We start from the raw sequence: 23,104 nt of genomic DNA on the forward strand, positions 1-23,104 counted from the left end.
CGGCTGCTGCGGGACAACATTACGAGCGGCGGCCCCGTCCGTCGGCGGCGTCCCGCCCGCACGCGTATGCCAGCGGACTGATGAGCTCCTCCGCGTCCGGCAGCCAGCGGTTCGCCGGCGTGGGCCGACGGGCCCACTGCACCGCTCCACGGCCCCCGATCCGGGTCGGCGGTGCCGCGACGTAGTGGCCCTCGCCCCGAGCCGTCAGATCGATCGAGGCCGGTGCCCAGCCCAGTTTGCGTACCAGGTCGGCGGCCTTGACGGCCGCGCCGGGCAGCACGAAGAACAGCATCCGGCGATCCGGGGTGCAGGTCACGGGCCCGAGCGTCAGCTCCATCCGTTCCATCCGGGCCAGTGCGAGGAATCCCGCGGACTCCGGGACGTCCAGCGCGTCGAACGTCCGCCCTGTCGGGAGCAGGATCGAGGCCTTCGGCTGCTTCCCCCACAGCCGGCGCACGGCGACCGCGCTGCCGGTCGCCTGACTCGCCCAGTCCGGACGCGCGGCGTGCGCCCCCGGCGCCTCGCACGCGGCCGCGCCGCAGGAGCAGCGCTCCGCGCCGTCGACGGCCTCCAGCCAGGTGCCGGGAAACACGTCCCAGTGGCGCTCCTCCGCATAGCGCACGGCACTGTCCAGGAGCTGCTCGCCGCGCTGCTTGGGGATCAGGCCGGCTTCCGGAACCCTGATCGGACGGACGGTTGATGCCTCGATCGTCTCTTCGATGGTCTCATCCACGATGAACTCAACTCCCGCCATCGGTACGGGTTACGGGCGCGCACGGCCGGTGGTATGGCGCATCGATCCTGCATTTGGGGCGCACGGGTGCATGGATGGGGGCGCGCGTGCGGCCGTGTCCCGGCGGGAGGGTAGCCCCTTGCGAGGTAGCGGCATTCACCCGTAATCATCCGAGCTCATCGGCATTCTCCGGATAACCGCCGGGAAGTGATCAATTGAAGATCGCGGTCGGCACGGTCCGGTACAGGGGGTAGTCATGGCAGCGAGGCCACTCGTCGCCCGTCAGCCGAACGAACGGCTGCAGGCGCTGATCCAGGAAGCCGGTTGTTCCAACGCCGGGCTGGCGCGCCGGGTCAATATGGTCGGCGCGGAGCGCGGGCTGGATCTGCGCTACGACAAGACATCCGTGGCGCGCTGGTTGCGCGGGCAGCAGCCGCGCGGCCGGGCGCCGGGGATCATCGCGGAGGCACTGGGCCGCAAGCTGGGCCGTACGGTCACGATCGACGAGATCGGCATGGCCAACGGAAAGAACCTCGCCTCGGGCGTCGGGCTGCAGTTCGCGCCGACCGTGCTGGGGGCGATCGAGCAGGTCTGTGAACTGTGGCGCAGCGATGTGGGCCGCCGTGACTTCCTGTCCGGTTCGACCGTCGCGGCGTCGGCGCTCGTCGAGCCCAGCCGGGACTGGCTGATCACGGGCGCGGACGCGCAGGTGGCGCGTACGGCGGGGTCGCGGGTGGGGCTCTCGGACGTCGAGGCCGTACTGGAGATGACGGAGGCGCTCAAGAAACTGGACCACCGGTTCGGCGCCGGGCACGTACGGCCGGTCGTCGTCCACTACCTCAACAGCGTGGTGTCGGGGCTCATTTCGGGCTCCTACCGCGAACCCGTGGGGCGCAGGCTCTTCGCCGCCGTCGCCCGCCTGACCGAACTCGCCGGATACATGGCGGTGGACACGGGCCAGCCGGGGCTGGCCCAGCGCTACTACATCCAGGCTCTGCGGCTCGCACAGGCGGCGGGGGACCGGGCGTACGGGGGATACGTCCTGGCGGCCTCGATGAGCCACCTTGCCGCACAGCTCGGGAACCCGCGGGAGATCGCGCAGCTCGCACGGGCGGCGCAGGAAGGCGCGCGGGGGCAGGTGACGCCGCGTGCGGAGGCGATGTTCTACGCGGCGGAGGCGCGGGGCCACGCTCTGCTGGGTGACGCACGGGCCTGTCACGAGGTCGCAGGCAAGGCGCTGACGGCACTGGACCTGGCCGACCCGGAATCGGGGGACGACCCGGCCTGGATCGCGCACTTCGACCAGGCGTATCTCGCCGACGAACTGGCGCACTGCCATCGTGACCTGGGTCAGGCGGACGCGGCCGCCCGCCGTGCCGCCGACTCCCTGGCGGGCCATCCGGAGTCCCGCGCCCGCCGCCGCGCGATCGGTCTCGTCCTGCTGGCGACGGCCCAGGTCCAGCAGCGCGAGGTGGAGGCGGCCTGCCACACGGGCACCCAGGCGGTGGAGCTGCTCGGGACGCTGCGGTCGAGCCGGGGGACGGAGTACCTGGAGGATCTGCAGCACCGCCTCGAGCCCTTCGCGAACGAGCCGGCGGTGCGGGAGTTCGGGGCGAGGATGGAGCTGCAGGCGGCCTGAAGAGCTGTCCGTTCTCCCCGGTGGGCGCATTGACGACTCATCGCGCCCCCGGGCATCCGCTGGGAGGCCCGCACCGCCTCGGTCCTGTCCGGGCGGTCATCTCGGGCCGCGACGGCAGCTGCGGCACTTCACCGGCTACCGCTGGGAGGGACCCCCACGCTGCGTTGCCGGAGTCGCCCGAGGGGGCGCCCAGTACGAGGGTGATCTCCCCCGGCCTCCCGCCGGTGGGGCCCCGGCGGGGCCAGGGGGAGGGCCCCAGCGCCTTGCGATGCCTCCCCTCGGCTCTGGCGGGCCCGGGGACCCCGTGCATCCGGCGCCGCGGGCCGATCCTCGAAGACCGTCCGGCCGGGACCCAGCTGGAATGACCGAATGTGCCCGGTACGAGGGCATGCCCCCGAGGCCTCCGGCCGGCGGGGGCACCTTGCGCCGGGCCAGGGGAGGGGCCCCACCGCCTGGCCACGTCTCCCTCGGCTCTGGCGGGCCCGGGGGACCCTGTGCATCCGGCGCCGCGGGCTGATCCACCAGGGACGAGGGACAGCCTCGGCGGAAGGTCCGCCGGACCCGGCTTCCCCGTCAACAGCGTCTTGGGTCGTGTTCTTGTTACGGCCGCCACACGTGTGTGCGGATGCGCTTACGCACCCGGTAGCGTGAACCGACGATTCCGTAGGTCCACGTGTAGGAGTCCCGGTGACACGAAGCGGACAGGGTGACGAGTCGCAGCTCCCCGCTGCGCGGCCCGCGCACGAAGGTGTCGTGCTGCCCGCCGACGGTGGCGAGCCCTGGATCCCCGGAGTCAGCGGAGAACAGGTCGCACCCGCGGGCGGGGCGCCCTGGGGCGCTCCCTGGGGTCCGGGGCCCGGCCGGCAGGAGACTCCGGGGCAGCCGTACGGCCAGCCGCTGCCGCCCCAGCAGCCCTCGCAGCCGCTCCCGCCGTACGGTGACGGGGCCGGAGCCCAACCACAGGGCCAGTACGGTCAGATGACGCCCCCTCCGCCGGGCGTGCCCGCGGGTGATGTGGACGCCACGCGGTACATCGCGCCGGTTCTGCCCGCTGCTGCCCAGCAGGGCGTGCCCGCGGGTGATGTGGACGCCACGCAGTACATCGCGCCGGTTCTGCCCGCTGCCGCCCAGCAGGGCGTGCCCGCGGGTGATGCGGACGCCACGCAGTACATCGCGCCGGTTCCGCCCGCTGCCGGGGCCCTGCCGCCGGAGAACCCCGCCGAGTCGACGCAGTTCCTCGGGCTGCGGCCCGCCGCTGCGCAGCAGGGGGCGCCTTCACCGGCCGGCGATGCGAACGCCACCCAGTACCTGCCGCCCGTACCGCAGCAGGGGGGCCCGGCCCAGCCGGCCGGTGGCCCGTACGGGATCCGTCCCGGTGCGCCCGGTGACCGACAGCCTCCCGCGGAGTTCGACAGCCTCTTCCGTAGCGACAGCGTGCCGCATGCGACCCAGCACATGCCGCGCGTCGCAGCGGCGCCGCCGCAGCAGCAGTACGCACCCGCCCCCGAGCCGGGGCACTACGCCCCTGTGCCCGATGCCCCGGCGCGCGGTTCCGGCCGCATACCGCTGATCGCGGCGGTCGTCGTGGGGTGCGCCGTGGTCGGGCTCGGCGTCAGTGCCCTGATGTTCGGCGGCGGTGACGACGACAAGCGCGACGACAGGACGGTCGCCGCTGCGACGTCGCCCGCGGCAGGCTCCACCACACAGGCAGCCGCCGACCCGGCGAAGGCGCAGGCCGAGGCGCTCGACAAGCTCCTCGCGGACAGCAACGACAGCCGTGCCGCGGTGATCCGGTCCGTCGAGTCGATCAAGAGCTGCAAGAACCTCGACCAGGCGGCGAGTGATCTGCGCGGTGCCGCGGAGCAGCGGCGGGGTCTGGTGACCCGCCTCGAGGGCCTGAGTGTGGACAAGCTCCCCGACAACGAGAAGCTCACCGGTGCCTTGACCAAGGCATGGGAGGCCTCGGCGCGGGCCGACGACCACTACGCGGAGTGGGCGGAGCAGGTGGACGGCAAGAAGGGCTGCCGGGGAGGCAAGGCGCGCCAGACGGGCCAGTCCGCTGCGGGCAACCGGGCGAGCGGCGAGGCCACCGGCGCCAAGCGCGAGGCCGCGGGGCTCTGGAACACGATCGCGGGCACGTACGACCTGACGAAGCGCGAAGCGACCCAGCTCTGACGCGCGGTCGGGCGTCCGCCCCGACCCGGGTGCCGCCGCCACGGGGTGTGTTCCCGGTGCCGTCCTGCAGGTGAGGTACGCCTGCGCTGTGCCCCTGCCGGCCCTGTACCGAGCGGCGTCTGCCGTGTCCGGTCCTCGGGCGACCCCGGAATCCGTCCGGGGGGCGCCCGACGGGCCGGGGCGGCCTGTTGTCCATGGGTGCGGCGCCGGGCCCTCGGGCCCGACCGGGAACCCTCGGCGGGGCCGACCGTGCACAGCCCCCGCCGGGCGGACCGGTTGCCATCACGGGAGGGTTCACCGGCTTGCGACGCCCAGCGCGGGCAACCCGGGCGGTCCGTTGCCCGAGGGCGGACGCACCGGTCGCCAGGACTGCACCGGTGTCCCGTCGACCGCACCGGCCGTGGTGGGCGCCGGCACCGGTGCAGCGCCGCGAACTCCCGCACTCCGCAGCGGACCCCGCGGGTCACGCCGTCGGCGTGTCGCGCATCGTCGTCGTGACGTCCACGAAGCCCTGCTTCTGGGCGACCAGCCGGCCGTCCCGTACGACCTGGAAGGTGACGCTGCGGTTCACCGCGCGGGGGAAGCCGGGCGTGCCCAGCATGTCCTCGTAGCGCCAGCGGAGGGCCGGGGTGAGGCCGCCGGTGTCCACGCGGACGCCGCCGTCGAGGGCATGGGCGATCCCACCGGGGGTGATGTCCGGCCGGTTCAGTGACTCGACGACCTTCTTCAGGACGGTGTACGCGATCCAGGTGGTCTGCACGCCCGCGTCGGCCGCGTCGATCCGGTTGTCGGCGAAGGCGTATTCACGGATCACGTCCTGCATCGTCCCCCACCGGGTGTCCGCCGCATCGGGGTACCAGCCGGTCATGTACGCGCCCTCGAAGGGACCGCTCGCACCGCCCGTCCGGTCGATCAACGGCTGGTCGACGGAGCTGAGGACCGAGGAGATCCGGACGTCCTCGTCCGTGCTGTCCCGAAGCCGGCGGAACGAGTCGAAGAAGGTCTCGGTGCGTTCGCCGAGCACGGCGGTGACGCAACCGTCCTCATCCCCCGCCTCCTCGAGCGCCTTCTCGGCCTTCGCCGTGTACTCGTCGGAGTCCTCCGCCGCCATGATGTCGGCGGACGGCTTGCCGTCGCCGTCGGAGAGGCCGGCATTCAGCAGCAGCGGAAGATCGTCGCCCGTGACGGTGTCGGGCCGCACCAGGGAGACCTTCCGGCATCCGGTCGAGAGCTGCCGGCCGTTCCCGGCGAGCAGGGCCGCCTGCCCGCCGTTGACGGGGTAGGAGAGATAGCTGGTGAATTCTTCCTCGGAGACCCCGTAGCCGCCGATGTACGGGATGCCCGCCGACTCGAGCGGAGCCATGAAGGCCCGGCCGTGCTGGCTGTAGGAGCCGACGACGGCCGCGACGCCCTCCTTCACCGCGCGCCGGGCGCAGGCGGCGGCTCCCGCCGGGGTGTTCTTCTCGTTGCAGGTGAGGATGCGCAGTTCATGGCCGTCGATGCCGCCGCGGGCGTTGACGTGCCGGGCGAAGGCCTGTGCCATGGCGGGCATACCCGGCATGTTGGTGGCCTTGGTCTCCTCCGGGGCGAAGGTCATCACGGTGACGGGCTCCCTGGAATCCCCCGAGGCACCAGGGAGCACACCGCAGCCGGAGAGCGAAGCTCCGACCGCCGCCATGCATATGGAAAGCACCGCCGTGGTCCTGCAGGGGCGGGAGGAGGAGCGTCGCCGACCAGTCATGACCCCACACATTTCCGTCCCAGGGGTAACGCTGGAGTGTGCAGAGTTCAACAGCGGGTGACCGCAAGGTGAATTGCGGGGGCTCGGGAAGGTCCGGATGTGGAGAACGTACGATCGATGCCTGCAAGCTTCGAAAACGTCCTCTGGCGGAGCTCGCTAGGACCGAGCTCACGAGGTGAACGTCAATGAACTCTTCCCGACGTGGCCGTCGCTCCTCCACCATGGGCGACATGCCGCTCAACGACGTGCCCTGGTGGCGCTGGCGCAGCAATGTGCGCTCGGCGCTGCACATGCTTTCCGACCCCGTCTTCCACCAGGACACCTGGCTGGCAGGCCGCGAGGGGTACGGCGATGTCACCGATGCCGTGTACCGGCTGGTCGAGGACACCTGGCTGGACAGCTGGTCGGCCGAGAAGTACGTCGGGACGATCTTCCGGGACTCCGGGGAGGCGGCCCTCGTCGACGTGGCCGTGCTGCGGGTGCTGCGGATCATGCACCAGGTTGGCCCGGACGCGCCGGTGTCCGCGTACATGGAGCACCACGGGTGGCCGGAGGCGGTCCGGGCCGCGCGCGAGGCGCACGTACGCCTGGCGACCAACGACGGGGAGGACCCGGAGGCGCCGCCGCGCACCCTCGAGGTGCTGCGGATCATGACCCGGTCGGCCTGACGGGCGCGGTCCGGCCGGAGCGGCCCGAGGGGGCCGGTCGGCAGCCGGGGCGCCTTCGTCCGACGCCCGTTCCGTCAGACGGACGCCGTCCGACCGGGACCCGCGGCGTGTGGCACTCTACGAGGATGACCGACGAGTATGTCCTCACCCTCTCCTGCCCCGACAAGCAGGGCATTGTGCACGCCGTCTCCAGCTACCTGTTCATCACCGGCTGCAACATCGAGGACAGCCAGCAGTTCGGAGACCGGGACACGGGTCTGTTCTTCATGCGGGTCCACTTCTCGGCCGAGGCGCCCGTGACCGTGGAGAAGCTGCGGGCCAGCTTCGCCGCCGTGGGGGACTCCTTCGAGATGGACTGGCAGATCCATCTCGCCGAGGAGCGCATGCGCATCGTGCTGATGGTCAGCAAGTTCGGCCACTGCCTGAACGATCTGCTCTTCCGGGCCAGGATCGGCGCACTGCCCGTGGACATCGCCGGGGTCGTCTCCAATCACACCGACTTCGCCGAGCTCGTCGGGTCCTACGGCATCGCCTTCCACCACATCCCGGTGACGAAGGACACCAAGGCGGAGGCGGAGGCCCGGCTGCTGGAGCTGGTGCGGGCGGAGCAAGTGGAGCTGGTCGTGCTGGCCCGCTACATGCAGGTCCTCTCCGACGACCTCTGCAAGCAGCTGAGCGGCCGGATCATCAACATCCACCACTCCTTCCTCCCGAGCTTCAAGGGTGCGAAGCCCTACCACCAGGCGCATGCGCGTGGCGTCAAGCTGATCGGCGCGACCGCCCACTATGTGACGGCCGACCTGGACGAGGGCCCGATCATCGAGCAGGAGGTCGAGCGCGTGGGTCACGAGGTGACGCCGGAGCAGCTGGTCGCGGTCGGGCGGGACGTGGAGTGCCAGGCGCTGGCGCGCGCAGTGAAGTGGCACGCCGAGCACCGGATTCTGCTGAACGGGCGTCGCACGGTGGTCTTCACGTAGGGGTGTGGCCCCGGGTCCGTACGGCCGGCTCCGGTACGGCCGGGGCGACTCGTCGTTCGTTCGGCAGGATTCGGCAGGATTCGGCAGGGCCCGCGACAGGTCCGCGCATCGGGAGGACGGCGCGGCGGGCGCATGCGGCGGACCGACACTCCCGGAGTGGACTGCTTGTCTGATTTACGGCTGTTCATGTGATTCCATGTGGCTCCTTTGCCGACGCAGACGAAGGTGACGGGCCGTCACGCACGAGCAGGCCACAGCACCATGTCCGTCCCGACGCCGTCCCCGGCTGCTTCGGCTGACGACTCCACCGTGGTCGCCCGCGCAGGAGCGGTGCAGGGCAGAGCGCAAGCTACGCACGGGGCCGGTGGCCGGCGTGCCGGGACTCCCCGGCGCGCCGGGCGGGAGGTTCTGGCGGCCGCCAGGAGGGCGGCCGCTCAGAGCCGGGACAGCGACGCCGCCGCGAAGAGGACGTCCCGGATGGCCTCGCGGTCTCCGTCCTGGCCCGCCGCGGCTTCTGCGGGCGGGACGTGCCCGGCGACGAGCTGACAGAACTCGACGGCGTCGAGGGCGACCTGGGCCACCGCACGGTTGGGGTCGCCCAGGGCGCCGGGGGAGTCCAGGGCGATGTACCAGTGGCCACCGCCCGCACCTTCCACCTCGAGGTGGAGGGAGCGCCCGGGCGAGCCCGCCGTGACCAGATGGCGGGCGGGACCCGCGAGGCCTGCGCGCCGACGGGCGGCCAGGGCCGCCGGGAGCAGGCGCGCCGCCAGGTCGATCATGTGGTGGAGATGGGCCGCGCCGGGTGGTTCGTACGGGTAGTCCACGGCGTTCGCGATGTCCTCGGCATGCACCCAGCACTCGAAGGCCCGGTCGAGCAGCGAGTCCTGCAGCGGCAGCGCGAAGGCGCCGTAGGACACCGACAGCTCGGCGACCCCGCGCCCGGCGAACGACACGGTCCGTACCAGCGTGTGGCTCTGGTCGCGCCAGGGCGCGCGGACCCTGCGCGTCGGCGGGAAGTGCCCGGAGCGCCAGTAGTGCTCCGTGCGCTCGGACGGCGAGCGGGGTGCGGACTCGCCCGCCGGGTCGTCCAGACCGAGGGCCGAGGCGACGAGCCCGTCCACGGACATGAGGTGGCCGATCACGCCCGCGACCGTCGTCTTGCGGCTCACCGCCTCGCGTCCGTCGAACCACTTCAGCCGCAGTGGCGTATGCCACTCCGAGTCGCCGATGTCCCGAAGCAGGGCGTCGAGCCGGGCCGTCTCCGCGTCGTACGGGGTCGCCCAGGCGGGCACCGGGATACGGGCGGGACGCCTTCCCAGGCAGTTCTCCAGCACCCGGGAGCGCAGCAGCGGGTCCAGGTCCAGATCGCGGTCGGTGTGCAGCAGCCCGACCGCGTCGCGCAGGCGCAGCGCCTCGTCCGCGCACGGGGCGCACTCGGTGAGGTGTGCCTCGACCGCGGCGGTCTCCTCGGTGGAGCACGCGGCCAGTGCCCATGCGCCGAGCAGGGACTTCAGCACGCTGTGCGGGAGATGACGGACGGCGCAGGCGGGGTCGTCCGCGGGCGGGGGCGAGGGCAGGACCGGCGGCGGCTCCAGGTCGTCGCCCGCTGCCCGCGGCCCCGGTATGCGCGGAGCCGCGCCCGGCGTGTCCTCGGGCTCGTCCGGGCCGGAGCCTCCGTCCAGCGGGCCGGTCACCGCGTACGTCCAGGACCGGGCGGCGAGCCCTCGACGAGCGGACGTGTGTTCGCCGTGGACAGCAGCTGCAGGCCGAGGCGGAGCCGTCGGCGGGCCTCGTCCTCCGTGACTCCGAGATCCGCGGCCGTCTGCCGGTAGTCCCGGCGCTGGAAGTACGCCAGCTCCAGCGCGGCACGCAGCGGCGCCGGCATCGACGTCACGATGTAGTCCGCGCGGGCGGCGACCGATGCCCGGCGCACCTTCTGCTCCAGCTCCTCCGCGGTGCCCCCGCCGTGCTCCGTGTGCGCGGCGGCCTCCTGTTCCCGCAGCCGGTGCACGGCCTGGCGGTGGGTGAGCCGGGCCACCCAGGACCGCAGGGAACCCTGCTTGGGGTCGTATGCGTCGGGGTTCTCCCACACATAGCCGAAGACCTCACGGGTGACCTGGTCGGCCGCCGCGTCGTCGTCGAGCACCCGGTGGGCCAGGTTGTGCACGAGCGAGGCGAACCGGTCGTACAGCTCACCGAGCGCGGCGGCCTCGCCCCGCGCCAGTCGCTGCTGCATCCTGCGGTCCCAGCGGGGTGGTGTGTCCTTTGCCATTCGGTGCCCCCTCACCTCCGCACTTTCCTTCCGCCCGTGCCGTCGTCCCTTCGAATGTAGTGGGCGCCCCTGAAGAATCACTCGCCTTTGCGGCAAGTACGCCTGCGTGGGTTTGACGACGGAGCGGCTGGGCAGCGGCGGCTGGACGAAGAACTTCCGGATCCCGGGATGTGCGATGGTCGAGGTCGAACAGAGCGAGCAGGGTCCTTGGACCGTGCTGTGCATACAGGGTGAGCTCGACCTGGTCAGCTCCCCGATGGTCCGCCGCCATGTTCATGACGCGGTCGCCGAGGGCCGGCGCGATGTGGTGCTGGATCTGTCCGGGGTGCTGTTCTGCGACTCCAGCGGGGTCGGCGTGCTGATAGCCGCCCGCAGGCTGATGCGCTCCTGCCGGGGCAGGCTGCGGCTGATCCTTCCCGCGAAGGGCGCCGTGGACGGGTCGCATGTGAACCGTGTGCTTGCCGCACTGGGCGTCCGCCGGCTCTTCGACGTCTACGAGGACGTGGTCGCGGCCGTCGACGACGAGGCAGAACCCCTGTCCGCATAGTCGCCCGTCCCAGGGAACGTCAGCGCGATCGTGCCCCGGCGTCGTACCCTCCCGGCATGGACAGCGCAGAGTACGAGCGCAAGATCGCGCACCGGTTCGCCGAGTTCGACCAGGACGGCAACGGTTACATCGATCGCGCGGACTTCAGCAAGGCGGCCGCGGCGCTCCTCGCCGAGTTCGGCACGACCGCACGCTCCGACAAGGGACAGGCCCTCTATTCGGGCGCCGAGGCGTTCTGGCAGGGCATGGCGGGAATCGCAGACGTGGACGGCGACCAGCGCGTCACGCGCCAGGAATTCATCACCGGCGCGGTGAAGCGGCTGCGTGACAATCCTCACCGGTTCGCGGAGATCGCGCGGCCCTTCCTCCACGCACTCGTCGCCATCGCCGACGAGGACGGCGCGGGGGTCACCCAGGCCGATACCGAGCGGGTGCTCCGCGTTCTCGGTGTGGAGCCGGAGCGCTGCAAGGCGGTCGCCGCGGCGCTGGACGCGGACGGTGACGGCAGGATCAGCGAGGAGCAGGTCCTGGCGGCGTTCGCCGCGTACTACGTCACTCCCGAACCCTGAGGGTCGTCCCGCAGTCCCGGGCGGGCGCACGACGTCGGCCGCGGCCCTCCCGCACAGCCCTCCGGGCCCGGAAGGCGCCCCCGTGCCGTGTGGCCGGAACGCCCGGACGAATCCGGTGTGCGTGCGCCCGTTCCCGGCCTCCGGCCGGCGGGTGACCCCCGGCGGAGTCAGGGGGAATGCGCCACCGCCCTGGGATGTCTCCCCTCGGCCCCGGCGGGCCCGGGGGAGACCTCATGCCTCCGACGTCGCACGCCGATCCACCGAGGACGACGCCCGGGAACTGCGGGGAGACCTCATGCCTCCGACGTCGCACGCCGATCCACCGAGGACGACGCCCGGGAACTGCGGGGACACCTCTCAGCAGTCCTTCCCGCCACCCGCTTCCGCGGCGGCTTCGGCGGAGCCACCGGCTTCGCCGAAGCGGTCGCGGAGCTTGTACTTCAGCACCTTCCGAAGCGTCTCGTTGCGCGGCAGGGACTCCACCACCTCCAGCTGCTCCGGCAGCTTGTGCGGGGAGAGGCCCGCGCCGCGCAGGAACTCCGTGATCCCGTCGAGCGTGACCGGCGCTGCGCCGTCGGGCTGCTCGACCACCGCGCAGACCCGCTCCCCGCGCGCGGGGTCGGGCAGGCCGATCACGGCCGCATCCCCGACGTCCGGATGTCCGTGCAGCAGATCCTCGATCTCCTTGGCCGAAATGTTCTCGCCCTTGCGGATGATGACGTCCTTGAGACGGCCGGTGAGGACGAGATGGCCGGATTCCGTGAGATGTCCGAGGTCACCGGTCATCAGAAAGCCGTCCGGGTCGAAGACGGCCGCGGTCTGCTCCGGGTCCAGGTATCCACGGCAGACCGCTTCACCGCGCAGCCGGACCTCTCCGTCCACGATCCGTATCTCCATGCCTTCCGGCGGCCGGCCCTCCGTCGTGGCGAGATCCTCGTCGGTGTCGTCGGGCGCGCCCATGGTGATCATCGGCACTTCGGTCATGCCGTAGCCGTGCGTGAGCCGGACGCCCATCTCGCGGACGACGGCGTGGTACAGCTCCGGTGGCTTCGGCGCGCCCCCGCCCGCCAGCAGCCGCAGGCTGGGGATGACCGGTGTGCCGGGCTGTTTGCGCTGTTCCGCGAGGAACATGGAGTAGAAGGCCGTGGAACCGCCGGCCGTGGTGACCCCGTGCTTGCGGTACGTCTCCAGCGCGTCCGGCAGCGCGAACTTCTCGAAGAGGACTGCGGGAAAGCCGTAGAGCAGCAGCATCACCAGATAGTCCGCCCCGCCGATGTGCGCGAAGGGGAACGCGATCGACCCGATGTCATCGGGCGTGAGCCGCAGAGCGTGTGCCAGACAGGAGCCGCCCGCGATCAGTGACCGGTCGGTGTGCAGCACGCCCTTGGGGTCGGAGGTGGTGCCGGAGGTCCAGTAGATCCAGCGCACCGAGGTGCCCTCGGCCGGGGGCTGCGGAAGTACGGACGGGTCGCCGTGCGGCAGATCGTCGTACGCCTCGAAGACGCCCCGCGCGCCGAGCCGCCGTGCCATCTCCGTGTGGTCGTGGCCGCGCCACTCGCCCGGCACGGCGAAGAACTCGGCCCGTGACGCGCGCAGCGCGAAGCCCACCTCACGGTCCCGGTAGAAGGGGATGACCGGGGACTGGACGGCTCCGATCCGGGCCAGCGCCCCGGTCAGCAGGACCGTCTCGATCCGGGTGGGCAGCTGCCATGCGACGACCGTTCCGGGACGCACGCCGCGTGCATGGAGCCCGGCCGCCACCCGCTCGCATCCGTCCCGCAGCTCGCCGAAGGTGAGGCGGCGGTCGTCCTGGACGAGGACCGGAGCGTCCGGGGTGAGCGCGGCGCGGCGGTCGATCAGCTCCCAGAGGGTGCGGGAGGCGCCCAGGGCGTGTGCGGTGTCGTTCATGTCCCCTCCGGCTCCGTATTTCCTGACGGACAGTCAGATGGTGCGGAGAGCGTAAGGCCCGTCGCCTTGCCGGTCCAGGGGCGCGGGGATAGCCTGAGATCTGACGACCCGTCAGAATCGGAGGCCCCGATGGAACAGGAACTGCCCCGGATCGTCAGTGTCGACGACCATGTGATCGAGCCCGCGCATCTCTTCGGGACATGGCTGCCGGCGAAGTACCGGGACCGCGGGCCCCAGCCGCTCACCACGGGAATCGGCGAGCTCGCCTACATCGGCGGCAAGTACCGGATCACGATGGACCCGGACGGGCCGCCCGCCGACTGGTGGATCTACGAGGACCTCAAGTTCCCGTACAAGCGCAACATCGCCGCCGTCGGCTTCGACCGCGACGACATGACGCTGGAGGGCATCACCCGGGCCGAGATGCGGCCGGGCTGCTGGGACCCGGCCGAGCGGCTCAAGGACATGGACCTCAACCATGTCGAGGCATCGCTGTGCTTCCCCACCTTCCCCCGCTTCTGCGGCCAGACCTTCGCCGAGGCCAAGGACAAGGAGGTCGCGCTCGCCTGTGTGCGCGCATACAACGACTGGATGGTGGAGGAGTGGTGCGGCGACAGCGGTGGCCGCCTGATCCCGCTCTGCATCATCCCGCTCTGGGACATCGGCCTGGCGGTGGCCGAGGTCCGGCGGAACGCGGCCCGCGGAGTGAGGGCCGTGACGTTCTCCGAGATCCCCACCCATCTGGGGCTTCCGTCGATCCACTCCGGGTACTGGGACCCGTTCTTCGCGGTCTGCCAGGAGACCGGGACGGTCGTGAACATGCACATCGGGTCGTCCTCGCAGATGCCGGCCGCCTCCCCTGACGCACCCCCCGCCGTGCAGGCGTCCCTGTCCTTCAACAACGCGATGGCGTCGATGATGGACTTCCTCTTCAGCGGGGTGCTGGTGAAGTTCCCCGCGCTCAAGCTCGCCTACAGCGAGGGCCAGATGGGCTGGATCCCGTACGCGCTGGAGCGCGCGGACGACGTGTGGGAGGAGCACCGTGCGTGGGGCGGGGTGCGGGACCTGATCCCGGAGCCGCCGTCCACGTACTACTACCGGCAGATCTTCTGCTGCTTCTTCCGCGACAAGCACGGAGTCGCCTCGCTGGACGTGGTCGGGCGGGACAACGCGACCTTCGAGACCGACTACCCGCACGTCGACTCGACCTTCCCGCACACGAAGGAGGTCGCGCTGGACCATGTGAAGGGGCTCGACGACGAGACCGTGTACAAGCTGATGCGGGGCAACGCGATCCGGATGCTGGGGCTGGACCTCGACTGATGGACCTCACCTACACGGAGGAGGAAGAGGCCTTCGGAGCGGCGCTGAGGCAGTGGCTGACGGTCGTGCTGCCGAAGCTGCCGCCGAAGCCCTCGCCGGACGACTGGCCGGGCCGGCGGGCGTACGACACGGGCTGGCAGCGGGCGCTGTACGACGCGGGGTACGCCGATGTCCACTGGGACGCGTCCCCGACCAGACGGCTGATCTTCCTGGAGGAGACGGAGAAGGCCGGGGCGCCGTATGTCGGCGCCAACTTCGTCGGACTGCTGCACGCCGGGCCGACCGTCGCGGCGGAGGGGACGCAGCAGCAGCGGGATCGCTGGCTTCCGCCGATCCTGCGCGGCGACGAGATCTGGTGCCAGGGCTTCAGCGAGCCGGACGCCGGGTCGGACCTGGCGTCGCTGCGGACCCGGGCGATACGGGACGGCGACTGCTACGTCGTGACCGGCTCCAAGATCTGGACCTCGCACGCGGAGGCGGCGGACTGGTGCGAGCTCCTCGTGCGCACCGACCCCGAGGCCCCGAAGCACCGTGGGATCAGCTGGCTGGCCATGCCGATGGACGCACCCGGCATCACCGTGCGCCCGCTGCGGACCCTCGCCGGCTCCACCGAGTTCGCCGAGGTCTTCCTCGACGAGGTCAGGGTTCCGGTCGCGAACAGGATCGGCGCGGAGAACGACGGCTGGCGCGTCACGATGGTCACCCTCTCCTTCGAACGCGGCACGGCGTTCGTCGGTGAGGTCGTCGCCTGCCGTCGCACGCTCGTCGAGCTGGCCCGTACGGCCCGGGAGAACGGACGCTGGGACGATCCGTCCCTGCGCCGCAGGCTCGGCCGCCTGAACGCGGACTTCGGCGCCCTGTGGCGGCTCATCCAGTGGAACGTCGGCGAGTCCACGAGGAGCGGCGGTGTGCCGGGGACCGGCGGCTCCGTCTTCAAGCTCCGCTACTCGCACGCCCGTCAGGAGCTGTACGACGCGGCGGCCGACGTGCTCGGCCCCGACGCCCTGGACCTGTCCCGTGAGTGGACCCTGGACCGGCTCTCCTCGCTGTCGTACACGATCGCGGCCGGCACCTCCCAGATCCAGCGCAACATCGTCGCCGAGCGCCTTCTCGGCCTGCCGAAGGGCCACTGACGTGGACTTCCAACTGAGCGACGACCAGCGTGCGTTGCGCACCGGGATGCGCGAGCTGCTGGAGGGCCGATTCCCCCGCACCGTGCTCCGTGCGGCGGTGGACCCACCAGGGGCGGCCCCGGTGCTGGACCGGTCGCTGTGGCGGCAGCTGGGGGACGCGGGGTTCTTCGCCTTGCGGCTGCCCGAGGCGGACGGCGGGGTCGGCCTCGGGCTGCCCGAGGCCGTGCTCCTCTTCGAGGAGGCCGGACGCGCGCTGCTGCCGGGCCCCCTGGTGGCCACGCATCTCGCCGCGGGAACGGTGCCCGGCGCGGCAACCGGGGAGACCGTGGTGACCGCGGTGGACGGTGCGCTCGTCGCCTGGCTCGCCGAAGCCGATGTGGTGCTGGGGGACGCGGCGGACGCCGTGCCCGTACGGTCCGTCGATCCGCTCACTCCGCTGCACCGGCTGCCGGGGCACGCCGGGGGGACGGCGCGGTGCACAGACCCGGCGGGCGGCCCGGCAGCTCTCACGGCGGTCCTGCTCGCCGCGGCCGAACAGCTCGGCTCGGCCGCCAGGACCACCGAGCTGGCCGCGGGGTACGCCAAGGAGCGTGAGCAGTTCGGCCGGGCCGTCGGGAGCTTCCAGGCGGTCAAGCATCTCTGCGCACAGATGCTCGTACGGTCCGAGCTCGCCCGTACCGCCGTCTATGCCGCCGCGGTCACCGCCGACCCGGTGGAGATCGCGGGTGCCAAGCTCCTCGCCGACGAGGCGGCCGTCCTGGGGGCCCGTGACTGCCTCCAGGTGTACGGCGGAATGGGCTTCACCTGGGAGGCCGACGTGCATCTCCACCTCAAGCGGGCCTGGGTGCGGGCCCGTTTCTGGCAGACGGCGGACCAGGCCGAGGAGCTGCTGGCCGCTGCGCTCTGAGACGTCACCGTCCGTGCGCCCCGTACGTTGATATCGGGTTGTGTCCTTCGCGGACTCGTCACAGGCCGGAGTCGGGGTCCCCCTCCGGTACCCTCCGTTGGGTGCGAGAAGCGTGCTGCCCCGGGGCAAAGGCCCGGGCCCTACGGACGGTCACCGTGGTGGCCGCCGGGGGGAAATGTGCCGCTCGCACAGGGTGTTCGACTACCCGCAGCGTGCGTCGCACAGTATGCACCACGCATACTCCTTCGCGCTGGAATATGCCCGAAGCGCTTGTTGCGGTGACTGTACGTCAACCATGCTGTCTCGCAAGGAAATCACGTTCCGTGATGGCTTTGAGGCGCGAGGCGATGTGTCCGCCGGTTCGGATGGTGTGAGCGGTGCAGGTGCTTCTGGTTCAGTTGGAGGTCGGGCCGGATCCCGCGGAGGTGGGACGGGCCAGAAGGTGGGCCCGTTCACGGCTCGCCGGATCCGGGATAGGGGACGACGAGCCGCTTGCGGAGACGCTGGTGCTGCTCATCTCTGAGCTGGTCACCAACGCGGTGGTGCACACGGGCTGTCCCGCCGTGCTGCGCATGCTTTTCGGCGCGGGCGCAGCGGATGCGGGGACGGTACGCGTGGAGGTCGCCGACGCGAGTGCCCGCCCGCCGCAGCCGCGTCACGCCGAAGGCGATGACACCAACGGCCGTGGTCTCGAACTGGTCGACGGACTCGCCGACCGCTGGGGCTGGCAGCCCGAAGGGGCCGGTAAGAGGATCTGGTGCGAGGTCGACCGCTGTGTGGCTCCCCGGTCGGCGGCGCCGCCCGCCGCGGCCCCGACCGTCACGATGGGCCTGATGCCCGGGGCATACACCGGCTGACGCCGGTCGCCGACTCCGGCCTCGCCCGGCCGTGCCGGACCCGGGGCCGGCGCTACAGCACCGCCACCGGTGCGACCGGCGTGCCGGTTGCGCCCACGAACGGTTCGGGCGTGGCCGACAGGAGGAAGGCGTAACGGCCCTCCTCCGCGCAGGCGTCGGACAGTTCCTCCAGGTTCCAGTTCTGGCCCTGCAGCATGCCCATCTCCACCAGATCCAGGGCGTGCACCGGCAGCCAGAGATTCTCGTTCTCCGGAGGGAAGATCTCGAAGGTGAGCGTGTCGTTGGCAACGGCCGCGGCATCGCGGGCGTGGAACCATTCGGGTGTACGGACCGAAAGGCCCGGTGACGGATAGCCGTATCCGTGTCTGTCGCCGCCGAGGTACACCTGGACCTGGCCGGTCCGCACGAGCACCACGTCCCCCGGGCGCACGCGTACGCGGCAGAACTCCTCGGCCTCGGACAGGTCTTCGGGCGTGACGGCGTGGTTCCCGGGCAGTCGGTCCATGCCCTTCGCGCGTGCCACGTCGAGCAGCACGCCACGGGTGACGAGCGACCGCACCTTGTCGATGCCGCTGAAGCGGGCCCCGGTGTGTGCGGTGATGGTGTCGGCCGGGCGGCCGTTGTAGATCCTTCCCGAATGGGAGGCATGGGTGAGGGCGTCCCAGTGGGTTGCCGCCTGCAGCCCCATCGTCACGGTGTCGTCGCTGGTGGCGACCGTACCGGGGCCGAAGAGCTCCTGATTGATCTGGACCATGGTGTGCAGGGGGTTCACCCGGCCCGGGATCAAGCCGGTCTGGACGCCGTCCTGCTGGAGGGGCAGCGCGAGCGGTACCCGGCGGCCGGTGCGCACCTCCGCGGCGGCTGTCCGCACGACCTCGTCCGTGATCAGGTTGAGCGTCCCGATCTCGTCGTCGGCACCCCAGCGCCCCCAGTTGTTCACGCGCTTCGCGATGTCGTGGAACTCCGGCGGCAGGGTCGGCAGTGACATCGGTCCTCCTGAGGTCCCGGGTTCCTGGGTCTTGTGCTCGGGTGTCCGGCCGACCATAGAATCTAACGGTCCGTCAGATATCGCGGGAAGGGGCCGGACATGGGGAACTTCTTGGCAGGCAAGGCCGTCGCTGTGACGGGTGCCGGCCGGGGCATCGGACGGGCCGTGGCCCTCGCCTGCGCCGCTGAGGGTGCGCAGGTCGTCGTCAACGACCACGGCGTCTCGGTCGGGGGCGGCGATCCCACGTCCGAGGTCGCCGACGCCGTGGTCGAGGAGATCGAGGCGACGGGCGGCCGGGCCGTGGCCGTCGCCGACGACATCTCGACCATGGCGGGCGGACAGCGGGTCGTCGACACGGCGCTGGCACGGTTCGGGCGGATCGACGGAGTCGTCTGTGTCGCCGGAATCCTGCGTGAACGCATGCTCTTCAACATGTCCGAGGAGGAGTGGGACCCGGTCGTCGCAACCCATCTGAAGGGGACCTTCACCGTCTTCCGCGCGGCGTCGGCCGTGATGCGGAGGCAGGGCGGCGGGACGCTCATCGGCTTCACCAGCGGCAACCACCAGGGCTCCGTCGCCCAGGCCAACTACTCCGCCGCGAAGGGCGGGATCATCTCGCTGGTGCGCAGCGCGGCGCTCGGGCTGCACAAGTACGGGGTGACGGCGAACGCGGTCGCGCCCGTCGCCCGCACCCGTATGTCGGCGAACGTGCCGATGGAGCTGAAGGAGATCGGCGAGCCGGAGGACGTGGCGGCGCTCGTCGTCTATCTGCTCTCCGACCGGGCCAGGGAGATCACGGGCCAGGTCTACACGATCGCGGGCCCCAAGATCGCGGTGTGGGCCCAGCCGAGGGAGCTGCGGGCCGGGTACGCGGAGGGGGCCTGGACCCCGGAGAAGATCGCGGAGTTCCTCCCCGGAACGGTCGGCACGGACCCGATGCCCATGCTGGCCCAGTTGGAGGCGATGGCGAAGGCCGCCGCCTCCGGCGACCGCCCGAACATCCAGCCGTCCGGACCGCGGTGACCGGGACCGTGGGCGCCGCGAACCCCACCCCGCCCCCGCCGCGGCAGAGCAGCGCAGGGCAGGGCAGCGCAGGGCAGAGCGGCGCAGGGCAGGGCGGACCGAATCCCCCGCCCCCGTTCCCCGCCCCGGACAAGGCGGCCCATGCGCCGGCCGAGGCGGCCCCTGCCCCGGACGCGGAGGCTCGTACGGCCTTCGGGTCCGGGCCGCAGGACGAGGCGTTCCGGTGCGAGGCCCGCACCTGGCTCGGCGAGCACCTGGGCCAGGGGCTCACCGGGCTCGGCTGGGAGCGGGAGCTCGGGCGGGACGGGTGGATCGGGCTCGGGTGGGAGGCCGACCACGGCAACCGGCGGGCCACGTTGACCCAGCAGGTCGTCTGGGCGGAGGAGTACGCCCGCGCCCGCGCGCCCGGCCGGGTCGGACACATCGGGGAGAACCTGCTCGCGCCCACGCTGATCGCCTACGGCAGCAAGGAGCAGCAGGCCCGCTTCCTGCCCGGAGTCGCTCGCGGAGAGGAGCTGTGGTGCCAGGGCTACAGCGAGCCGGGCGCGGGCTCGGACCTGGCGTCGGTGCGCACCTCCGCGGTGAGGGACGGCGACGGCTACCGGGTCACCGGCCAGAAGATCTGGACGTCGCTCGCCCGCGAGGCCCACTGGTGCTTCGTGCTGGCCCGCACCGAACCGGGCTCGCGCCGCCACCACGGGCTGACGTTCCTGTTGGTGCCCATGGACCAGCCGGGCCGTATCGAGGTGCGGCCGATCCGGCAGATGTCGGGCACCAGCGAGTTCAACGAGGTCTTCTTCGACGGCGCGGAGGCCGTCGAAGCCGTCGGCGGCGAGGGCAACGGCTGGCAGGTGGCGATGGGACTGCTCGCCCTGGAGCGCGGGCTCTCGACTCTGGTGCAGCAGATCGGCTTCGAGGAGGAGCTGGGCCGGGTGGTCGCGCTGGCCGTGGAGAGCGGCGCGGTGGGCGACCCCGTGCTGCGCGACCGTCTCGTACGCCAGTGGGCCGAACTGCGCACGATGCGCTGGAACGCCCTGCGCACGCTGGGTGCTCGGGACGACCCCGGCGCCCCGAGCGTCGCCAAACTGCTGTGGGGCGGCTGGCACCAGCGGCTCGGCGAACTGGCGGTGCAGGTGAGGGGCGCGGCGGCCGCGGGCGGCCCCGGCCCGTGGTCGCCGGCGTACGAACTCGACGAACAGCAGCGGCTGTTCCTCTTCTCCCGCGCCGACACGATCTACGGCGGCTCGGACGAGATCCAGCGCAACATCATCGCCGAGCGGGTGCTCGGCCTACCCAGGGAGTCGCGGTGAGAGGTGTCGTCTTCGACGGCCGGCGGGTCGAGGTGGCCGACGATCTGGAGATACGGGACCCGGGCCCCGGTGAGGTGCTCGTCGCCGTCGCCGCGGCGGGGCTGTGCCACAGCGACCTGTCGGTGATCGACGGCACGATTCCCTTCCCCGTGCCCGTCGTCCTGGGGCACGAGGGCGCGGGCGTCGTGGAAGCGGTCGGCGCCGGGGTCACCCATGTGGTGCCTGGCGACCATGTGGCGCTGTCCACACTGGCCAGCTGCGGAGCATGTGCCGAGTGCGACCGGGGGCGGCCGACCATGTGCCGCAGGGCGATCGGCAGGCCGGGGCAGCCGTTCTCGAGGGGCGGGCGGCCGCTGTACCAGTTCGCGTCCAACTCGGCCTTCGCGGAACGGACTCTGGTGAAGGCGGTCCAGGCCGTGAAGATCCCTCAGGATCTCCCGTTCACCTCGGCGGCACTCATCGGCTGCGGTGTCCTCACCGGCGTCGGGGCGGTGCTCAACCGGGCCAAGGTCGGGCTCGGTGACACGGTCGTCGTCATCGGAACCGGGGGCATCGGCCTCAATGTGCTGCAGGGCGCGCGGCTCGCGGGCGCCCTCACCGTCGTCGCCGTCGACACGAACCCGGCGAAGGAGGAACCCGCACGGCTCTTCGGCGCGACGCACTTCCTCACCTCGGTGGCGGACGTCCGGGAGATCCTCCCGGACGGCGCCCGTCATGTCTTCGAGTGCGTCGGCCACACGGCGCTCGTGCGCCAGGCGATCGACCTCCTCGACCGGCACGGGCAGGCGGTTCTCCTCGGCATGCCGGCCCCGACGGCCGAGGCGACCTTCCTGCCCGCGTCGATGTTCCTGGACAAGTCCATCCTGGGCTGCCGGTACGGCTCCTCACGGCCGCAGCACGACATCGCGCTGTACGCCCGGCTCTACGAGGAGGGCCGGCTGCTGCTCGACGAACTGGTGACCGGCACCTACCCGGTCGAGGACTTCGCCAAGGCGGCGGACGACGCGGAGCACGGGCGGGTGGCACGGGGCGTGCTGACGTTCTGAGCGCAGGCGGCGGACCGGGTCCGCGCACACCGTTCCCCTTCACCGGCGGGCAGCGACCGCCCCGGCAGGTGCGGTGGGGAGCGGCGTACGTTCCCCGCCTGCCCCGCACGGGACCGGGGGCCGCACCCCTGCCCGGACGGGCCCGTCGGCCGGGCAGGGGCCCGCCCGTCAGTGCCTTCCCTCGGGCCGGACCTGCCGCGGCAATGCCCCGCCGCCCCCAGGGTGGTGGTGCTCAAGGGCGCCGGCCACGGCCGCCCTTCAGCCTGCTGCCGACGCCCGGAACGTGCGCCGGTACACCGTCGGCGCAACCCCCAGCGCCGCCTGTACGTGCTGACGCATCGACTGGGCGGTGCCGAAGCCCGCATCGCGCGCCACCCGGTCCATGGACAGGTCGGTGCTCTCGAGGAGGTGCCGGGCGCGCTCGACGCGCTGCTGGGCCAGCCACTGGCCCGGACTGACCCCGACCTCCTCGCGGAAACGGCGGGTGAAGGTCCGTACGGACATGGACTCCTGCCCGGCCAGGTCGCGCAGCTGGATCGGCTCATGGAGACGGGTCATCGCCCAGGCACGCGCATCCGACGTCGTCGCGAGCTGCGGCTCGGGCACGGGGCGCTGGACGTACTGCGCCTGCCCGCCGTCGCGGTGCGGCGGGACGACCGTACGGCGGGCGACCTCGTTGGCGACCGCTGCGCCGTGGTCGCGGCGCACGATGTGCAGGCACAGGTCGATGCCCGCGGCCACCCCGGCGGAGGTGAGCACGTCGCCGTCGTCGATGAACAGGACGTCCGCGTCGACCTTGACGGCCGGGAACGTGCGCTGGAAGTGCTCCGAGGACGACCAGTGCGTGGTGGCCGGCCGGCCGTCGAGGAGTCCCGCCGCCGCGAGGACGTAGCCGCCGGTGCAGATCGACACCAGCCGGGTGCCGGGCCGCAGTCCCGCGAAGGCGGCGGCCAGTTCGGGGGTGAGCCGGCCCTCCTCGTGGACGGGGCCGAGCTCGTACGAGGCGGGCACGATCATCGTGTCCGCGGTGGCCAGCGCCTCGGGCCCGTTCTCGACCAGCACGGCGAAGTCGGCATCGGTGCGGACCGGGCCCGGCGGCCGGACCGAGCAGGTGACGACCTCGTACAGCTTCCGGCCCCAGGGGTCCGCGGCGCGGCCGAAGATGCGCTGGGGAATGCCCAGCTCGAAGGGGATGCAGCCGTCGAGTGCGAGGACGACGACGCGATGCTTCCGCGGTGGCTTCGGGGCGGCCATGGCCCGATCATATCGAATGCTGTCCTTCGGGCCA

At 71.9% G+C, this 23,104-nt stretch carries 20 protein-coding genes; 13 read left to right on the plus strand and 7 right to left on the minus strand.

Translation table 11 applies throughout. The features are described from left to right. Positions 1–19 precede the first annotated feature (19 nt). The gene (locus tag AC068D_RS11880) at positions 20–754 is read right to left on the minus strand and encodes a bifunctional DNA primase/polymerase (RefSeq protein WP_478822835.1); all 735 of its coding nucleotides are present in this window, start codon (positions 752–754) and stop codon (positions 20–22) included. Positions 755–989: 235 nt separating this feature from the next. On the opposite strand from AC068D_RS11880, the gene AC068D_RS11885 reads away from it, so the two are divergent. Together AC068D_RS11885 and AC068D_RS11890 are read left to right on the plus strand one after the other, a co-directional pair. Then, positions 990–2,372 (plus strand): transcriptional regulator, encoded by a 1,383-nt coding sequence (locus AC068D_RS11885; protein ID WP_478822836.1) that lies wholly within the window; start codon positions 990–992, stop codon positions 2,370–2,372. Between the two features lie 687 nt (positions 2,373–3,059). Next, positions 3,060–4,547 (plus strand): hypothetical protein, encoded by a 1,488-nt coding sequence (locus AC068D_RS11890; RefSeq protein ID WP_478822837.1) that lies wholly within the window; start codon positions 3,060–3,062, stop codon positions 4,545–4,547. 463 nt (positions 4,548–5,010) lie between these two features. Here the strand turns inward: AC068D_RS11890 and AC068D_RS11895 are convergent, their stop codons facing one another. Then, complete coding sequence (locus AC068D_RS11895; protein WP_478822838.1) at positions 5,011–6,288, minus strand: ABC transporter substrate-binding protein; 1,278 nt, start codon at positions 6,286–6,288, stop codon at positions 5,011–5,013. Positions 6,289–6,509: 221 nt separating this feature from the next. On the opposite strand from AC068D_RS11895, the gene AC068D_RS11900 reads away from it, so the two are divergent. Next, entirely contained in the window at positions 6,510–6,956 is a 447-nt protein-coding gene (locus tag AC068D_RS11900) for an SCO4402 family protein (RefSeq protein WP_478823122.1), read from the plus strand. A gap of 125 nt (positions 6,957–7,081) precedes the next feature. Next, the gene (gene purU, locus AC068D_RS11905) at positions 7,082–7,933 is read left to right on the plus strand and encodes a formyltetrahydrofolate deformylase (RefSeq protein ID WP_478822839.1); all 852 of its coding nucleotides are present in this window, start codon (positions 7,082–7,084) and stop codon (positions 7,931–7,933) included. Positions 7,934–8,367: 434 nt separating this feature from the next. Here the strand turns inward: purU and AC068D_RS11910 are convergent, their stop codons facing one another. After that, entirely contained in the window at positions 8,368–9,627 is a 1,260-nt protein-coding gene (locus AC068D_RS11910) for a zf-HC2 domain-containing protein (RefSeq protein WP_478822840.1), read from the minus strand. Next, positions 9,624–10,205 (minus strand): sigma-70 family RNA polymerase sigma factor, encoded by a 582-nt coding sequence (locus AC068D_RS11915; protein ID WP_478822841.1) that lies wholly within the window; start codon positions 10,203–10,205, stop codon positions 9,624–9,626. The genes AC068D_RS11910 and AC068D_RS11915 overlap by 4 nt, the downstream gene beginning before the upstream one ends. A 175-nt stretch (positions 10,206–10,380) precedes the next feature. On the opposite strand from AC068D_RS11915, the gene AC068D_RS11920 reads away from it, so the two are divergent. Both AC068D_RS11920 and AC068D_RS11925 read left to right on the plus strand, forming a co-directional pair. Then, on the plus strand, positions 10,381–10,752 hold the full coding sequence (locus AC068D_RS11920) for an STAS domain-containing protein (RefSeq protein WP_478823123.1): 372 nt from the start codon (positions 10,381–10,383) through the stop codon (positions 10,750–10,752). A 56-nt stretch (positions 10,753–10,808) separates the two neighbouring features. Then, positions 10,809–11,321 carry an EF-hand domain-containing protein gene (locus AC068D_RS11925; protein ID WP_478822842.1) on the plus strand — a complete coding sequence of 171 codons (513 nt, stop codon included), beginning with the start codon at positions 10,809–10,811 and terminating at the stop codon, positions 11,319–11,321. A gap of 357 nt (positions 11,322–11,678) precedes the next feature. On the opposite strand, the gene AC068D_RS11930 is transcribed toward AC068D_RS11925, so the two are convergent. Then, positions 11,679–13,229 carry a class I adenylate-forming enzyme family protein gene (locus AC068D_RS11930; protein WP_478822843.1) on the minus strand — a complete coding sequence of 517 codons (1,551 nt, stop codon included), beginning with the start codon at positions 13,227–13,229 and terminating at the stop codon, positions 11,679–11,681. Positions 13,230–13,358: 129 nt separating this feature from the next. Between AC068D_RS11930 and AC068D_RS11935 the strand changes: the two genes are divergently transcribed. The 4 genes from AC068D_RS11935 to AC068D_RS11950 all read left to right on the plus strand — a co-directional run bounded on the left by AC068D_RS11935 (position 13,359) and on the right by AC068D_RS11950 (position 17,449). Next, a complete protein-coding gene (locus AC068D_RS11935) occupies positions 13,359–14,552 on the plus strand; it encodes an amidohydrolase family protein (protein WP_478822844.1) in 1,194 nt (397 codons plus the stop codon). Next, a complete protein-coding gene (locus AC068D_RS11940; RefSeq protein WP_478822845.1) occupies positions 14,552–15,685 on the plus strand; it encodes an acyl-CoA dehydrogenase family protein in 1,134 nt (377 codons plus the stop codon). Before AC068D_RS11935 ends, AC068D_RS11940 begins: the two co-directional genes overlap by 1 nt. Position 15,686: 1 nt before the next feature. Continuing rightward, a complete protein-coding gene (locus AC068D_RS11945; RefSeq protein WP_478822846.1) occupies positions 15,687–16,592 on the plus strand; it encodes an acyl-CoA dehydrogenase family protein in 906 nt (301 codons plus the stop codon). 377 nt (positions 16,593–16,969) lie between these two features. Then, the gene (locus tag AC068D_RS11950; RefSeq protein WP_478822847.1) at positions 16,970–17,449 is read left to right on the plus strand and encodes an ATP-binding protein; all 480 of its coding nucleotides are present in this window, start codon (positions 16,970–16,972) and stop codon (positions 17,447–17,449) included. Between the two features lie 52 nt (positions 17,450–17,501). Here AC068D_RS11950 and AC068D_RS11955 read toward each other — a convergent pair whose 3' ends face one another. Beyond that, positions 17,502–18,437, minus strand: a complete 936-nt coding sequence (locus tag AC068D_RS11955) for a cyclase family protein (protein WP_478822848.1) — start codon at positions 18,435–18,437, stop codon at positions 17,502–17,504. 99 nt (positions 18,438–18,536) lie between these two features. Between AC068D_RS11955 and AC068D_RS11960 the strand changes: the two genes are divergently transcribed. From AC068D_RS11960 to AC068D_RS11970, 3 genes are read left to right on the plus strand one after another with little or no spacing between them, the layout of a single operon-like run. Continuing rightward, positions 18,537–19,460, plus strand: a complete 924-nt coding sequence (locus AC068D_RS11960) for an SDR family oxidoreductase (RefSeq protein WP_478822849.1) — start codon at positions 18,537–18,539, stop codon at positions 19,458–19,460. Positions 19,461–19,468: 8 nt separating this feature from the next. Continuing rightward, entirely contained in the window at positions 19,469–20,770 is a 1,302-nt protein-coding gene (locus AC068D_RS11965) for an acyl-CoA dehydrogenase family protein (protein ID WP_478822850.1), read from the plus strand. Then, positions 20,767–21,816 carry a Zn-dependent alcohol dehydrogenase gene (locus AC068D_RS11970; RefSeq protein ID WP_478822851.1) on the plus strand — a complete coding sequence of 350 codons (1,050 nt, stop codon included), beginning with the start codon at positions 20,767–20,769 and terminating at the stop codon, positions 21,814–21,816. Before AC068D_RS11965 ends, AC068D_RS11970 begins: the two co-directional genes overlap by 4 nt. A 258-nt stretch (positions 21,817–22,074) precedes the next feature. On the opposite strand, the gene AC068D_RS11975 is transcribed toward AC068D_RS11970, so the two are convergent. Further along, positions 22,075–23,070, minus strand: a complete 996-nt coding sequence (locus AC068D_RS11975; RefSeq protein ID WP_478822852.1) for a GlxA family transcriptional regulator — start codon at positions 23,068–23,070, stop codon at positions 22,075–22,077. Positions 23,071–23,104 lie beyond the last annotated feature (34 nt).

The sequence above is a fragment of the Streptomyces sp. NPDC043861 genome (assembly GCF_056435905.1).